Genomic DNA, 14,302 nt, shown 5'->3' with positions numbered 1-14,302 from the left:
CGAAGGGACTCCGCGTTTATAAAACGAGTTTAAAAAGACCTTCACCAAAAACTTTATATGAAGTCGTCTCTGGTAGCCGTGATATTCCTACTACTCATGACAATACAAGCGTTAACGCTTTACGCCTCCTCTTCATCTTCTTCCACATACTACGTCTGGACTAGCTCCCCCAAGTACTCCATTCTGCCTGGCTCAATCTTCGTAGAGCCTATGCCTCTCAATTACACGCTACCCTTTGCCGTCCTCCTCAACTTCACTAACTACTCCTCCCTCCTGTCTGCAACATTCTCAATACTCGGCAGAACGTCCCACTTCCTCTCGCCGTCTCAGTTTAGGGAGTACTACTACCCGGGGAACGCCTACATAGACTCCCTAGTGAGCTACTTGGAGTCCTTCGGCATAAAGTACACAGGCAACTACGGGCTAATCTTGACCTTCAACGGCACGGTGTACCAGATAGAGAAGGCTTTCAATACCTACATTAACATATACTACTACCCGTTTAAGGACATATACTGGTTTGGACAAGTAGGCATCACAAACGTTGGGCCCTTCTATTACTTCTCCAACAACGTCACGCCTTCCCTGCCCTACTCAGTTGGCAAGTACGTGTTGGGCATAGTCGGGATAGACAGCGTTGACCCGCACGTCTACCCAGCAATACAGGCTGTCTGGAAGGTAGAATATAACGCCTCCTCTTCCTCACCCCTAATCTCCAAAGTGCTCGTGACCCCATCTACCATAGCTAGCTACTTCAACTTCACCTCCCTTTACTCCGAGGGGTACTTAGGCCAAGGGGAGACCATAGCCATAGAGGGCGTTCCCGAGTCCTTCGTTAACGCAAGTGACATCTACGCCTTCTGGAAGGACTTCGCTGTAGTGCTTAGGACTGGAGAACTCCAGCTTATCTACTTCGGCAACGACACCTCCTCTGGCCAATCAGGGGAGAACGAGCTAGACGCCGAGTGGTCTGGGGTCTTCGCCCCCTCCGCCAACGTCGCCTTAGTGTTCTCAAACGGCTACGTGGGAGGGAGAGTATTGGTCGGGAACTTGCTGAACTACTACTATGAACTGTACTACATGGCTAACTACTTGGACCCGCAGGTAGTCTCCATCTCCGTCACTGTGCCAGAGTCTTACTTGGCTGCTTACTACCCAGCAATGCTCTACATGATACACAACGTGCTAGTTCAGGCTGCGGTGGAAGGGGTGTCAGTACTAGCTGCAGCAGGGGACTGGGGCTTCGAGAGCGACCACCCTCCGCCCAACTTCAGGATAGGCATCTACAACACCATCTGGTACCCCGAGTCCGACCCGTTGGTGACTTCAGTAGGTGGAGTATTCGTCATGGCCGACTCTAAAGGGGAGATAATAAGCGTCACAGGCTGGGACTACAGCACGGGAGGGTTCAGCGTAGTGTTTCCTGGTGCTAGCTACGAGCAGACCTCCTTAATTCCAGACACTCCGCCAACCCCGAGGACTTACCCTGATATAGCCTTCGTGTCTGCAGGAGGTTTCAACATACCCGAGTTCGGCTTCGGCCTGCCCTTGATCTTCCAAGGACAACTATTCCTGTGGTATGGAACTAGCGGTGCGGCTCCAATGACTGCAGCAATGGTCTCCCTTTCTGGAGTTAGGCTAGGAGCCCTCAACTACATACTTTATCATATCTCCTACTCCGGTTACATTCTGACGCCACAGGGTATTGTACAAGGGTATAAAGCGTGGATCCCAATAACTGTAGGGGCCAACCCAACGCCAGCCCACTACGGCTGGAACTTCGTGACGGGGCCTGGAACTTACAACGCCTATGGGATGGTGCACGATTTCCTACTATACTACGACTACTCCGGCTGACGCATATCCCTTACAAGACGTTATGTCTTTTTTCTTTAAATGACGTTAAACGCAAAAGCTCTCGTCTTTGCTCTGGCGCTGACGTATGTTATTGTGAGGGACGCGTTAAGAGGTAGAAGTTTCCTAAAGGCAACCATACCCGATTGTAGATAACCCTACGCAACTTTCATTTACCTCCTCTTAACCCAGTAGCTAGCGGCAATAAAGAAAACTAGGCCGTACACTAGGTCTCCAAGAACCCATAACAGCGATGACGCATTGCCTACTATCGCCATGGACATGGACTGAGAGGCGTAGGTGGTTGGTTCAAGCAACGTCAAGTACCTAAAGGGAAGGGGGACTAAATTGAACGGAAAGTAAACTGGCGCGAAAAAAGGACAAGGAAAAGGCAACTGGGACATCTGGTTTACCATAGCGTAAGTCCTGAACTCGAACGCTATCATCATACCCATAGCGGTCCCCATGAAGATTGCAGAAACGACGCTATTACCAACATTAGAGGGGAGGCAACGCTTAAGTGGAAGAAGAGGACGCCGAAGATCAAAAGCAAAGGCACTACCAACAGTGTAGACAGTCCCTCAGATAGCGCTGTCCTCACAGCGTACATCCCCCTAGAGATTCCCGCTGCCAGCAAAAGGGACATCATTCCAGACTCCCTATAGTAGGCGAGCCTTTGGGCAATCGCAAGCATTGCGCTCAGGGTCACGTGAAAGGTTATAGTCCCTGAGATTATGTAGGCCTCGTAATCTCTGGAGATCACGTTGCCCAGCGATACTAGGAGGACTATGGGGAGCAAAATCGAGAAGAAGATTGTAAACGGGAGTTCGACCTTGACGCTCTTGAACTCCATGGCCAAGAGGTAAAGGAACTCACGCAGCGTCCTTGAACACCTCCAAGTAGACCTCTTCTAATGACGGTAACCTTACCTCTAACTTTCCCCTAAGCGTGGCTATTACTTTCTTTACCTCTTCCTCTCCTTTAACCCTTATCTTCCTTCCAGACTTGTAGTCCTCTACTTCGTACTAATCTGCTAGTTTTTTCTTCACATCTGCGGGTGAACCCTCCATTACCACCCTCCTGTAGAGGAAGTAAACCTTGTCGGACAGCTTCTCCGCTTCTTCGAGGTAGTTGGTAGTGAGCAATATGCTCTTCCCCTCTCCCTTGAACTTCAGCACCGTGTCCCAGACCTCCCTCCTTGCCTCTGGGTCTAGGCCAGTGGTTGGCTCGTCTAACACGACGAAATCTGGGTCGTTTATTAGCGCAATAGCTATGAGCAGTTTCCTCTTCATACCTCCAGACAACTCGTAGAGGTAGGTGTTCCTCTTCTCCCAAAGACCTAGCTTCCTGAGGAGGTCCTCTCCCCTCTCGGAAATTGCCCTCTTTTCGACTCCCTTTATCCTGCCTATGTAGTATACCTTGTCCCACACTGTGAGGTTAGAGAAAGGCCTTACCTCTTGGGGAACGACGCCCATCAATTTCTTTACTCCCTTGTCTGTTAGTTTCTTGCCTAGGACAACTATCTCTCCCTTGTCGGAGAGGAGCTCGCCGTAGACCTGCCTCACCAAGGTAGTCTTACCTGCCCCGTTGAGTCCCAAGAGACTCACTATCTCTCCCGTGGAGACGTGGAGGTTTACGTCCTCATTAGCAGTTAAGTTGCCGTAGGACTTCCACACGTGCCTTACTTCCAGGACGCATGTCATAGGTCAAGTTGACCTCCTCCAATATTTAAGGATTTCGTAAATTGAAACCTAGTAAAGAGAAATTTACCAGAGAACGCGCTGTTTTGCGTTATTTCAAGGCGTAAGAGAAGAGCGAAAACGTAGGGAGATTACAAAATGACTCGTCCTTTATGGCGGGAAGTCTGCAAAATCTCTCGTTACCTAGCCTAGGCTACCTTAGTCCCGCTCTTTGGCCAAGTTATTACGCTCACTAAGACCACGAGGATCGCCACAAACTGTAGTACAAACATAGCGTCGACTAAAGCGGAGAGGCCGTAAAGTGAGTCCACCACACCTAACGCAACGTCTGCCAGCCCTCCCACAAGCCCTCCCAAGTTATATGAGAGACCCGCAAGGGCTCCCCTTACCTCCATGGGCACAGCCTCGGCTATTAGGAGGGGCATGAGGGGCCAGAAGCCATCTGAAAAGGAATAAACACTTGTGCCTATTAGCACTGAGAGGCTGTTGTAGGGCAGGAAGAGGGGTATGGCGAAGGGAGTGGAGACAGTAAGAGTGGCTAGCCCCGCGTAGATGAGCCTGCTCTTACCCAGGTAGTCGGCTAGCCTGCCAAAGAGGAGGAAAGAGAGGGCCAAGACCACGTTTGCCACCGTGAGTATTTCTCCAACAGTCGAAGGGGGAACGCCGAAGAACTTTTCCTCTACGGTCTCGTAGTTGCCGAAGAAACAGAAGTACGCGACAAACATTCCCGACATTCCGGCAGTAGCCCTTACCAACACTGGCAGGTAGTCCTTGTACTTTACCTTAGCCTTCTCGGTCAATGGTGTCCTAGACTCCTTTACCTTGAGGTGGGCGTAGGGCACAACCAGTAAGGGTAGGGAGCCAACCAGGAGGAAGTACCTCCAGCTCTCCCCTATCGTAGGCAGGAATACCAAGTACGAGACCCCAGTTAGGGCGTAGCCTATACCGTACCCAGTCTGCACAATCCCTGTGACTACCCCCTTCATTGACGGAGGGGCTTGCTCGTAGGCAATTACTGTCCCGGCAGTCCACTGGGCTCCCATGAACACACCCTCAAGGAAACGGGACGCGAAGAGAAGAGGGGCGTAGGGAGAGAAGGCCATGACCCCTTGGAACACCGCGTAACCACTTGTTCCAAGCAAGAGGACTGGCTTCCTGCCAATTGAGTCGGCGTACTTGCCAAACGCAAATCCTCCGAGCACCCTGCCTATGAGGCCTAAGGCAAAGAGCACGGAGATGAGGAGGTAGTTGAGGGAGAACGCCCTCATCAGTTCAGGGTAAACGTAGGTTAGGAGGAGAAGGTCGTATATGTTGCCGGCCCAAGCAAGGGTGGAGGCAACGGTGGCATGAACGTATTGCTTCATGGCAAGTTATCTAATTGCACCACAATTTAAGCATTTTCTAGGAAAAAATCGTGTAAACTTACTAAAACCCGCGACAAGGCGAGAGCAGGGAAAATAGATTAGCCCTCTGCGGTCACTAGAACCCCTACCTCACGACCTCAATAGCTGAGACCTTTGAAAGCTGATAGAGAAAGTGCTTCCTCACCAAGTGCTCCGCCAGCCTGTCGCTCCTCGAGGTGAACCACCCTTTATAGTCGACCTCAACTCTAATCCCCACCAATACCCCCTCTTCCCTCTGCTTGAACGTGAACTCAAAGGAGCCCATTACCTTGTCTCCTGTGATCTTGTAACTCACGAAGTTCGGGAGTAAGTAAGGTCCTTCCAGCACAGCGTCAACTACCTTGACGTTGTCTCCTTCTTCCCTGACGATCACGTTAGCCTTGTACTTGTTTGCAGGGTATTGGGCGTCTGCGGGTGGGACGAAATAACCTAGCTTTTGGTCGAACACCCTGTAAATTGTCATGTGACCTGAGATTCCCGCGAACACGTAGGGATCTGAGAGGGTGTATACTAGGTAAGCCTTTTTTGTTTTTATTAGCCTTTCCTCCTCGAACTCGTCGGACATTTCACCTTCTTTTCTTTGATATTCTATATAAGCTTTCTGGAGTATTTATTTAAAAATATGGAAACTTTACATGAGTTATACTAATGTATTCAAAAAGGAATTCAAGTTATACGTCCTTAAATTCAATATTTTTAAGGTTACTTCAAGCTCACGATGCCTTCGCGGACTTTTCACCCTCATTCCTCGTCCTCCTCACTGTTCTCGCATCATAAATTCTTTTCACTTTAATTGTTGTAAACAGTCAATCTTCTTACTTTTTCTCTCTAAAAAACTTTTATATTATCTCAACAGATCTCTACTTATGATAAAACCTAAAAAACAGGGAGGTTCTTCCTTTTACGAGTACCTCGACCCCCGCTACGCTGAGTTGCTCTCCTATCTAGAGAAGATTCCCAACTTCTTCCGCTACGTCGACCTCATCAACGAACTGGCGTACCGGGAGGGGTTCACCTTCTACACTAGGGGATACTACAGGGGCATAAAGGTAGACCCCATACCAAGGATACTGAAGAGGGAGGAACTGGAGGTGGTTGCAGAGGGGCTCAGGACTAGGGCAATTGCAATAAACAAGTTCCTCTACTCCGTTTACCACAACGAGGACACTCCAGTCCCCCGGGACCTAGTTCACTCCTCCCCTTACTTTAGGCCCGAGATGATGTACTTTGATCCGCCCAAGGGAGTTTACATACACATCATGGGAGAGGACGTGGTCAAGGTTGGTGGGATGCCCTACATTCTGGAGGACAACGTTAGGGTACCCTCTGGGATGAGCTACGCCATAAAGGCCAACGAGCTCGTCGACAGGGTCTTAGGCTCCTTCCTTCCCCTGAGGAGGGGGAAGCTGGACGGACTTGAGAAGCTGAGGAAGACTCTGGAGTATGCCTCCGACACGAGGGATCCCGTAGTTGCTATCCTAACCGACGGCACGCTCAACTCCGCCTACTTCGAGCACAAGTTCTATTCTGAGAAACTTGACCTCCTCCTGGTGGAGCCATCAGACCTAGCTGTGAGGGAAAAGGAGGTAGTAGCGAAGACGACGAAGGGGGAGGTGCATCTAGACGTCATATACAGGAGGATTGAGGACCTCGACTTGCTGACTCCAGGGTTGACCAAGGCCTACTTAAGGGGGTGGATCAACTTAGTTAACGCCCCTGGCACTGGGGTCGCTGACGACAAGGTCACGTTCTGCTTCATTCCACAGATCATGGAGCAGTACGGGCTAAAGGAAGTTGGGGTAAAACAGCCCTTCTCCATCCCCCTTGGGACGTCTAAGGAACAGGCTATGAAGAAGTTCGAGAACCTAGTCCTCAAGAGGAGAGAGGGGTACGGAGGAGGTGAGACCTTCGTGTTAAAGGAGATGAAGGAGGAGGAAAGGGCTAAGGTGATAAGAGAGGCAATGAGCTACCCAGAGGACTTCATGGTACAAGAGCTACTCGACTTCGACACTGTGCTCTCAACAATGAACGATAACTTCTACGAGGCCTACGCGGACCTTAGGTTCTTCGTCTTCCTAGGGGATACCTCAAATACCGTGCTGAGCAGGGTGGCCCCCCTTGGCACTAGGGTGACCAATAACTCCTCTGGAGGATTGGTGAAGCCGGTATGGGTGTTGTGAAGTACTCCACGCTCTACGAGGCTGTGTACGAGTACGAAGACGTGGTAACGCTGAACGACAACGTGCTGAGGGTTAGTCCATACGACGGGGATAACCAGAGGGTTCTAGAGGAGGGCCTCAACACAACGCCCAAGGGATACGTGGACAAGTTCAGGGACAGGTTCGGCAACATCATATACCACGTGAAGGTAATGGAGCCCCACACCTCCTTTACCATCACGAGTAAAGGGGTGGTAGAGGTGGACGTGAGGGAATTCGAGGACTGCAAGTTACCCTGCACAGAGGACGACGCCTTCACCTCCTCCTCAAGCCTAATAGACGTGGAGTTCTTCAGGGGGGTTGCTAAGGAGGTGCTGAGGAGTAGCGAGACACTAGACCAGCTGGTGAGGAGGACTGTGGAGCTTGTGAGGGAAAGGGTGAAGTACAAGGAAGGGGTGACCAACGTATGGACCAAGGCCCACGAGAGCTTCACCATGGGTTTAGGAGTGTGCCAGGACATAGCCCAAATAACCATTGGAATACTCAGGTCTGCGGGGGTCCCAGCTAGGTACGTCATGGGACTAGTTAACGACAACCCTAGGATCACCCACGCTTGGGTTGAGGTGAAGGCGAGGAACGGGTGGGTTCCCATAGACCCCACGAGGCACAGGTTCTACGACCTAGCCTACGTGAAGTTCGCGGTGGGCAGGGACTACAAGGACGTTGCTCCAGTGGTCGGGACTTTCGTGAGTAGGGGGAGGGGTTGGCTCTCCAAGCTAAAGGTGGAGGTGAAAAGGGTTGATTAAGAGCACGGCGTACAAGGTCTACTGGGCTGGGAGGTACTTGGAGAGGTTAGAAAACATAGCTAGGTTTTCCCTCCTCCTCTTGGACAAGGGGCTTAACCTTGACGACTTAAACAAGGCGTTGGGAGTTGATGACGTGTTCTCCTACTTGGCCAGCCAATTCGAGGTCATGAGGGAGGACTTGAGGGCAGTTGCCGGGGAGGAGGTAATGAACGCCCTCGCGTCCATGGAGGCTAGCGTTTACGCTAGTAAAGAAGACGTGAGGCGGTACTTCCTCAACTTGCAGAACTCCTCCTTCTACCTAGGGAGGGCAATGGAGGACGAGCTTGGGCCCAACGTCTCCTACTTCCCGCCCAAGAAACAGGAGGAAATAGGGGGACAGTGAAAGGACAGAAAAGGAAAGCGTTCGCAAAACTGAGCTACTCCCAGCCCTAAAGGACTTGTATTTATCAGTTCCTGAAGAAGATAAGGGCAATCCTCAAGTCCCTGTCCTTTGTCTCCTGGATCATCTTCCACTCTTCAGGGTATTCCAGCCTTAGGTACTCCTCCGGTAGGTCAGTGATCTTTGCTTCCTCAACCTTGCTCCTCAACTCCATCACCGAGTATATATTTTCCTGAGTATTTTTAAAGTCATCTCCCATTATTTAAATAGAAGTAGGGAATTTTAAACTTAAGTAAAACTTGAAGGGTTTACTTAGACTCAGCCTCTGGGTGCTTGAAGTCGTGAAGCTTGAGGTCGTACTTCTTCGCTATCTCCTCCAAGTAGCAGGAAGGATCCTTACCCCAGAGGTCACCAGTTACCGCCAAGGCCCTCCCCCTGAGCCCTCCGTTGCACACGTCAAAGAAGGGACAGGAGGAGCACTTCAAGTAGTTCTTCCTTACCCTCAGCTTGTCCACCACCTCGTTTGGTTCATCCCATATTTCCTTCAGCCTCTCTATCCTTCCTATGGGTATTGGGGTGAACTGGTCTGGGTACACAACGCCCTCTGGGCTGACGTCGGCTATCCTCTCTCCCGACCTGTTCCCGCCGTTCCTCCTCAAGAGTCTAAGCACTTCCTCGTTCCTGGTCATTGCGTATATAAGCACCCCGTCCACAGGGTTGTCTGCAGTCAAGACTTCGATCTCCTTGTTCTCCCTAGTCCTCTCCACTATCCTCTCGATAACGCTCAGCCTAGTCCAATTGTCTATGTCCAGCTTTACGTCAGCCCTTCCTGCGTAAGCTAAGTGATAGAAGCACACCCTGTCTATCCCCTCTTTCTCCATCAAGTCGAAGACGAAGTCGACGTACTGGTAGTTTAGCCTGGTGAGGGTGAACCTCAGCCCCGTCTTTACACCGGCCTCCTTTGCGGTCCTTATTCCCTCCAATGCCTTCCTGAAGGCGCCCTGTACTCCCCTGAACTTGTCGTGCGCCTCTTCAGGGCCGTCTACGCTCACCCCAACGTAGCTAACGTACCTCTTGAGCTCCTCCACCCTCTCCCTTGTGAGCATTGTGCCGTTTGTGGACAGCTCCACCGAAATCCCAAAGTCGTGGGCCTCCTTGGCTATCTCCGCCAAGTCCCTCCTTGCTAGGGGCTCCCCTCCAGAGAGCAAGATGTGCCTAACCCCCATCTCCGTTGCCTGCTTTACCGCATTTAGCCACGTTGAGAGGGGCAAGTCTTGGAACTTGCCCAGCCCGGAGTTGGAGTAGCAGTGGACGCACCTCAAGTTGCAGTTCCTAGTTACGTTAAACACCAACACCTTTGGGTAGACGTCCCTGGAGGTGGGGAACCTTATCTCGTCTGACCTCTCCCTTTTCCCGTTAACTAGCCTGGACACGCTTATCACTCAACCTCACCCTCAGGGGAACGTAAGTGCAGAAGGGGTCTTCCGAGAGGAAGTCCCCCGTCAAGGAGTACGCCCTCGCCCTACACCCACCGCACACGGTGCTGTACTCGCAGACCCCGCACTTGCCCTTAAGCTGTCCCCTCAAAGCCTTAAACACGGGGGAATCGCTGTAGATCTCGCTAAACTTCTTTACCCTGACGTTACCTGCAGGGACTGGGAGGAAACCGCAGGGGTAGACTGTGCCGTCGTAGGCAACGAAGGCGTAACCGTTGCCCGCCATGCATCCCCTTGCCCCCTCAACGCTTCTCCTCCCATATTTCCGGTCCGGGGGCAAAGCCTTACTACCCAGCTCGTTTGACACCCTCACGTAGTAGGGGTTGCAAGTCATCCTCACGTTTATCCCCTCCTCGTGCCTCCACTTGTACACAGTCCTCATCACTACTTCGTTCTCTTCTGGGGAGATCATCATGTCCCTCGTCGCCCTCCCCGTCGGAATGAGGACAAAGACGTCCCAGCTCACTGGATGGAAGGAGAGCACAGTCCTTTTAACCTCCTCTAGCCTGCCCACGTTGTGCTTGCTTATGGTGGTGTTTACTTGAACCGGTATGCCAGCCCGTTGCAGGGACTCTATGGCCTTCTTGGCTATTGCGAAGGCCCCCTTCACGCCCCTGAACTTGTCGTGCACCTCTTCAGGGCCGTCTATGCTTATTGAGGCAATTGCGACTCCGCTCTCCTTTAACATCCTTGCCACCTGCAGGTCAATCTTACTGCCGCTGGGCGAGATTGCGGTGGTTATCCTCTTTGAGGCGTACTCCGCTATCTCGAAGATGTCGTCTCTCTTCAGCGCATCTCCTCCGCTTATCACGAACAGCCTCACTCCTGAGCTGGAGAGGTCGTCAATCAGGGAGAACACCTCCTCCTTCGTGAGTTCCTCGGGTAGCCTGTTTGGTATGGCCTTTGCTCTACAGTGCTTACATGCAAAGTCGCAGGCCTTTGTGCTCTCCCACACAACTATGTAGGGGGCTAACACTTGGTCACCACCTCTCCGTGATAGGGTATGAGGAAGCGGTAAGGCAAGTTCAAGAGGAAGTGGAACTGCTCCACAGCCTTCTGATAGTCCCAGCAGAAGAACTTCACCGGGGGCCTGAGCCCGTTGTAGTTCCTCACGGCGTCCCCTGTTACGAGCACTTGGCCGTCGAAGAGGACTACGTGCCCCTTAGTGTGGCCCGGCGTATGTATAACTTGGAAGTCGCCTATCCTCTCCCCTCCCCTCAAGGACACGTCAACTGTGGGCTTTGGCAACTTGTAGGCGGATATCCTCTTTACAGTCCTCTCGAAGTCCTCCTCGCTTACGTTGAACTCCTCCTTTGCTTGGGAGTAGGTTATCTCCCCCTCCACCACGTCCTCTAGGTAGTGGGCGTAGACCTTGGCCTTCGCCCTCCTCCTTATCTCCTCGGCGTTGCCGTAATGGTCTGGGTGGAAGTGGGTCACAACTACGTCGGACACGTCCTCAATAGAGTACCCCCACGCTTTCAGTCTCCTCTCAAGCTCGTCCAAGTTCTCCGGGAGGCTAGTGTCTATTAGCAAGAGCCCACCCCCTGGGGCGTTCTTGGACACGACCACGTTATGATTAAGAGTGAAGCCAAAGAAGTCCGGCTCCAAAAGCTCTATTACTTTTACCTTGTTATTTACGGTGACCATTTCCGGTAAACCTCGGTATGAGTTCTATTGGAGGGACGACCTTCTCTAACTTGACGTCAGACAGGGGCTTTCCGTTAACAGTAATCACCTTCATCGCCACCACGTCGCAGTACCTACACTCTTCGCAACTCCTAGTGTCGCAGTCGTTGGTCTCGAAGTAGTTTAGCCACTGAGGTGGGAACTTGGTATTGTCCACGTAAACGTTTTCAAGCACGTCGTAGTAAGAGGGCCCGCCCACCATCCTCATTACCTTTGGCACAGCCCTCCCCTGGGGGTAGCTGACTATGTCCAACAAGTTTCCTTCGTACTTCCTCTCGGAGTATGCTTTGACTGCCCCCGCTATCCAGTCCGTCTTCTTGTTCCTCCCAGCTATTTTGAACCTGTCTATGCCTATCTCCTCATAGTGCGAGAGGTCCTCTGGCCTTATCCACCTCATCCTAACCAAGTTTGCCAAGTCATTCCTCACGTCTGTGGCGCAGAAGAGGAGGGGGTACTCGAACCACGCGTCCTTTACGCCGTCCTCCGAAGAGGTGAGGGAAGAGACTTGATCGTGGGTGAGCCTATAGGGGCAACCCCAGAGGCAGGAGTTGTTGAGGATGAGCTCTATGTCCACCTTCTTCCTGAACTGAGCCAAGGAGCGAAGCAGTTTGAAGTTCCTGTTGTCGTCCTCGTGCAGGATGACGGTATCTGCCCCCATGTTGACGTAGTTCTCGAACTCCCTTATGTTCCTCACCCTCGCGAAGGAGGAAATGGAGACTTCAGTCCAAGGGTACTCCCTTTTAACGTAGCGTACCAGGAAGGGGAGGGCTACGATAAAGCCGTCAACGCCTAAGTTCACCAAGGAGTCTACCTCCTTTTTGAGGGCCTCGTGGAACTTCTCGGAGTACTCCTTGCCCAAGAGGTTAGCGGAGTTCATTGTGTAAAGGAACTTGACGTTGTAGGAGTGGGCGACTGAGACGTGTTCCTTGAGCCTCTCGTCGTCTACTTGCGGTAGGACAAAGGAGGCCCTGCCGTGGCCGGTAAGCGTCCTGGTCTTGCTCCCAAAGAGGTACTTAACGGGGTAGCCCTTCAACTTTTCTAGGAGGGCGTCGTCGAAGTTTGTCCCGACAACGAGTCTCATATAGGTATGTTGTCGTCGAAGTTCTTAAGGGTTTTACGTTGGACTAATTTGAAGGAGCATTCAACACAGTTACTTTCAACTCTATTGAAGATCAACTGAATGTTTATTTACCATGTAATTATTCTAATCTACCCTTCTTAATAAGCTTTGCCTTACGTAAGTTTTGCGTCTTCGCTATCATTGCCCCATTTTGAACCTTTCCTTGGTTTTCACCTCTTCCCAACTAAAACTGGGAAAACAGCGATTTTCCTAGATATAGAATTACATTTCCTCACCCTCGAATACCCTCCCTATCCCATCGCAGCACTTAATTCACGGGAATTGTTGGGAGGCTGCTTACACCTCCTTTTCCTAATAGCGCCCAAGCATCTCCTGAATTTTAGACTAGCGTAGGAGATCCCCTGGCCTCTACCCATTGGCGTTTAACCTGTTCCCTAGTGAGGACTCCACGTTGGTCCCAGCGACGCTCTTCCAGTTACTTTTAAATTCTTGAGCGAACAGCCAAAGAAAATGAAGTCACTGCGTACCTATACTCTACTCAAGAACTTCGCCCTCCAGCTCGTACAGCCCTTCATCTCCTTTGTCTCAGCTGCTAACGGCATAATGGGGGAACAGTTGGCACTCATTTCCTCAGCCAGCACAGTTCTGCCATCCTTGGCCCAGTTCGCCTTGGGCTTCCTCAGGGTCAGGGCAAAGACCCTAGTTACCTACGGCACCGCCCTCACCGGCCTCCTCTGGATTGCCCTCTCCTTCTCGCCCTTCAACTGGACCTTCACCTCCCTCTATCTGGCTCTTGAGGTGTCCCTGGGCGTCAGCTCCTTTGGGTGGTACCTACTCATGGAGACGGTGAGCGCGACCACGAGAGGTAGGACGCTGGCACATTTTTCATTCTACGCAACCATAGGTGGGCTCGTAGCGACCGTGGTCACCGGTTTCGTGGTGGGGGACAACTTCTCCCTGGTGAGGCTGTTCTTCCTTGCCTCCGGCGTACTCCTGCTAGCTGACGGCCTAATTGCGATGAAGTTCGACGTGGACTCCCTACCCTTGGAGGGGAGGAGCCCTCCCCTGGAACTCGAGGTCATGCACTACCTTCTCATCACTTTCCTCTTTAACGTGGTCTGGTCCATGGCGTGGCCCCTCTTCCCCGTAGCCCAGGTCTACATATTCCACATGGACTTCATTAACTTAGCCGTAATGAGCGTCATCTCCGGACTCTCAACGCTCTCCATGCAGAAGAAAGTAGGGAAGCTAGTGGACGAGCACAGGAGGCTCATGATGTTCCTCGGTAGGTTCGCCCTCTCCACCTTCCCCTTAGCCTACGCCCTTTCTACCTCCGTGTACGAGATCTACTTGGCTGAAGTAGTCGCGGGCTTCACCAACTCTGTGGGCTCTACTGCCTACATGGCTTACTTGTTCGACTCCTCAAGAGACGTGAGGAGGGGGATTGGGGCCTACAGCGTTGTGGTGGCAATGGGCGACCTCGTCGGTTCGAGCGTTGGGTCCCTAGTTGCAGACGACGTGATGTCAGCCTACGGCGTGGGGGCAATAAGGTGGCTCTTCGCAGTCATAGCCGTGCTGAGGATGTTGGCGTCTGCCTTCTACTTGCTTTTGAAGGAGAGGAAGCCATTCAAGGAGGTGGCTAGGGCTTGACCAGTCCTCCTTATTGTCGTAGCTCCTGCACTGCCCTTTCTTGTGGGCAAGGAGAAGCTGGACGACCATCGAAGGAGCATTTTCTACT

General features: G+C 51.9%; 15 protein-coding genes. 5 read left to right on the top strand and 10 right to left on the bottom strand.

The features are described from left to right. Window positions 1-96 precede the first annotated feature (96 nt). Window positions 97-1,857: a protease pro-enzyme activation domain-containing protein gene (locus MPF33_05385; protein MCI2414669.1), complete on the top strand. Its 1,761-nt coding sequence runs from the start codon at window positions 97-99 to the stop codon at window positions 1,855-1,857. Between the two features lie 170 nt (window positions 1,858-2,027). Here the strand turns inward: MPF33_05385 and MPF33_05380 are convergent, their stop codons facing one another. The 5 genes from MPF33_05380 to MPF33_05360 form a co-directional block, all read right to left on the bottom strand. Beyond that, window positions 2,028-2,309 carry a hypothetical protein gene (locus tag MPF33_05380; GenBank protein ID MCI2414668.1) on the bottom strand — a complete coding sequence of 94 codons (282 nt, stop codon included), beginning with the start codon at window positions 2,307-2,309 and terminating at the stop codon, window positions 2,028-2,030. Further along, window positions 2,300-2,713 carry a hypothetical protein gene (locus MPF33_05375; protein MCI2414667.1) on the bottom strand — a complete coding sequence of 138 codons (414 nt, stop codon included), beginning with the start codon at window positions 2,711-2,713 and terminating at the stop codon, window positions 2,300-2,302. Before MPF33_05375 ends, MPF33_05380 begins: the two co-directional genes overlap by 10 nt. 166 nt (window positions 2,714-2,879) lie before the next feature. Beyond that, the gene (locus tag MPF33_05370) at window positions 2,880-3,557 is read right to left on the bottom strand and encodes an ABC transporter ATP-binding protein (protein ID MCI2414666.1); all 678 of its coding nucleotides are present in this window, start codon (window positions 3,555-3,557) and stop codon (window positions 2,880-2,882) included. Between the two features lie 185 nt (window positions 3,558-3,742). After that, window positions 3,743-4,918 (bottom strand): MFS transporter, encoded by a 1,176-nt coding sequence (locus MPF33_05365; protein ID MCI2414665.1) that lies wholly within the window; start codon window positions 4,916-4,918, stop codon window positions 3,743-3,745. A 124-nt stretch (window positions 4,919-5,042) separates the two neighbouring features. Further along, window positions 5,043-5,522: a hypothetical protein gene (locus tag MPF33_05360; GenBank protein MCI2414664.1), complete on the bottom strand. Its 480-nt coding sequence runs from the start codon at window positions 5,520-5,522 to the stop codon at window positions 5,043-5,045. Between the two features lie 301 nt (window positions 5,523-5,823). Here MPF33_05360 and MPF33_05355 point away from each other — a divergent pair, with 301 nt between their 5' ends. Genes MPF33_05355 through MPF33_05345 form a run of 3 tightly spaced genes read left to right on the top strand, consistent with a single transcriptional unit; the run spans window position 5,824 to window position 8,304 of the window. Further along, window positions 5,824-7,137, top strand: coding sequence for a circularly permuted type 2 ATP-grasp protein (locus MPF33_05355; GenBank protein MCI2414663.1), 1,314 nt, complete (start codon window positions 5,824-5,826; stop codon window positions 7,135-7,137). After that, window positions 7,125-7,922 (top strand): transglutaminase family protein, encoded by a 798-nt coding sequence (locus MPF33_05350; protein ID MCI2414662.1) that lies wholly within the window; start codon window positions 7,125-7,127, stop codon window positions 7,920-7,922. The genes MPF33_05355 and MPF33_05350 overlap by 13 nt, the downstream gene beginning before the upstream one ends. Next, window positions 7,915-8,304: an alpha-E domain-containing protein gene (locus MPF33_05345; protein MCI2414661.1), complete on the top strand. Its 390-nt coding sequence runs from the start codon at window positions 7,915-7,917 to the stop codon at window positions 8,302-8,304. The genes MPF33_05350 and MPF33_05345 overlap by 8 nt, the downstream gene beginning before the upstream one ends. Before the next feature lie 64 nt (window positions 8,305-8,368). On the opposite strand, the gene MPF33_05340 is transcribed toward MPF33_05345, so the two are convergent. From MPF33_05340 to MPF33_05320, 5 genes are all read right to left on the bottom strand, one after another. Continuing rightward, the gene (locus MPF33_05340) at window positions 8,369-8,518 is read right to left on the bottom strand and encodes a hypothetical protein (GenBank protein MCI2414660.1); all 150 of its coding nucleotides are present in this window, start codon (window positions 8,516-8,518) and stop codon (window positions 8,369-8,371) included. 91 nt (window positions 8,519-8,609) lie between these two features. Beyond that, window positions 8,610-9,743: a radical SAM protein gene (locus MPF33_05335; GenBank protein MCI2414659.1), complete on the bottom strand. Its 1,134-nt coding sequence runs from the start codon at window positions 9,741-9,743 to the stop codon at window positions 8,610-8,612. Further along, window positions 9,718-10,773 (bottom strand): radical SAM protein, encoded by a 1,056-nt coding sequence (locus tag MPF33_05330; protein MCI2414658.1) that lies wholly within the window; start codon window positions 10,771-10,773, stop codon window positions 9,718-9,720. Before MPF33_05330 ends, MPF33_05335 begins: the two co-directional genes overlap by 26 nt. Beyond that, window positions 10,767-11,444, bottom strand: coding sequence for an MBL fold metallo-hydrolase (locus MPF33_05325; GenBank protein ID MCI2414657.1), 678 nt, complete (start codon window positions 11,442-11,444; stop codon window positions 10,767-10,769). The genes MPF33_05330 and MPF33_05325 overlap by 7 nt, the downstream gene beginning before the upstream one ends. Continuing rightward, entirely contained in the window at window positions 11,428-12,564 is a 1,137-nt protein-coding gene (locus MPF33_05320) for a U32 family peptidase (protein ID MCI2414656.1), read from the bottom strand. Before MPF33_05320 ends, MPF33_05325 begins: the two co-directional genes overlap by 17 nt. Before the next feature lie 510 nt (window positions 12,565-13,074). Here MPF33_05320 and MPF33_05315 point away from each other — a divergent pair. Next, window positions 13,075-14,214 carry an MFS transporter gene (locus tag MPF33_05315; GenBank protein ID MCI2414655.1) on the top strand — a complete coding sequence of 380 codons (1,140 nt, stop codon included), beginning with the start codon at window positions 13,075-13,077 and terminating at the stop codon, window positions 14,212-14,214. Window positions 14,215-14,302 lie beyond the last annotated feature (88 nt).

Source organism: Candidatus Aramenus sp. CH1 (assembly GCA_022678445.1).
In the GTDB taxonomy this organism is placed as follows: Archaea; Thermoproteota; Thermoprotei_A; order Sulfolobales; family Sulfolobaceae; genus Aramenus.
The sequence above is the reverse complement of the archived record's forward strand: the minus strand, read 5'-3'. Positions and strand labels throughout refer to the sequence as shown.

What these genes read in the sequence shown, in the direction of transcription:
- MPF33_05365 (MCI2414665.1), bottom strand. Translation starts at nt 4,918, where the DNA reads ATGAAGCAATACGTTCATGCCACCGTTGCCTCCACCCTTGCTTGGGCC.
- MPF33_05320 (MCI2414656.1), bottom strand. Translation starts at nt 12,564, where the DNA reads ATGAGACTCGTTGTCGGGACAAACTTCGACGACGCCCTCCTAGAAAAG.
- MPF33_05380 (MCI2414668.1), bottom strand. Translation starts at nt 2,309, where the DNA reads ATGGGTATGATGATAGCGTTCGAGTTCAGGACTTACGCTATGGTAAAC.
- MPF33_05355 (MCI2414663.1), top strand. Translation starts at nt 5,824, where the DNA reads ATGATAAAACCTAAAAAACAGGGAGGTTCTTCCTTTTACGAGTACCTC.
- MPF33_05385 (MCI2414669.1), top strand. Translation starts at nt 97, where the DNA reads ATGACAATACAAGCGTTAACGCTTTACGCCTCCTCTTCATCTTCTTCC.
- MPF33_05370 (MCI2414666.1), bottom strand. Translation starts at nt 3,557, where the DNA reads ATGACATGCGTCCTGGAAGTAAGGCACGTGTGGAAGTCCTACGGCAAC.
- MPF33_05315 (MCI2414655.1), top strand. Translation starts at nt 13,075, where the DNA reads ATGAAGTCACTGCGTACCTATACTCTACTCAAGAACTTCGCCCTCCAG.
- MPF33_05325 (MCI2414657.1), bottom strand. Translation starts at nt 11,444, where the DNA reads ATGGTCACCGTAAATAACAAGGTAAAAGTAATAGAGCTTTTGGAGCCG.
- MPF33_05360 (MCI2414664.1), bottom strand. Translation starts at nt 5,522, where the DNA reads ATGTCCGACGAGTTCGAGGAGGAAAGGCTAATAAAAACAAAAAAGGCT.
- MPF33_05350 (MCI2414662.1), top strand. Translation starts at nt 7,125, where the DNA reads ATGGGTGTTGTGAAGTACTCCACGCTCTACGAGGCTGTGTACGAGTAC.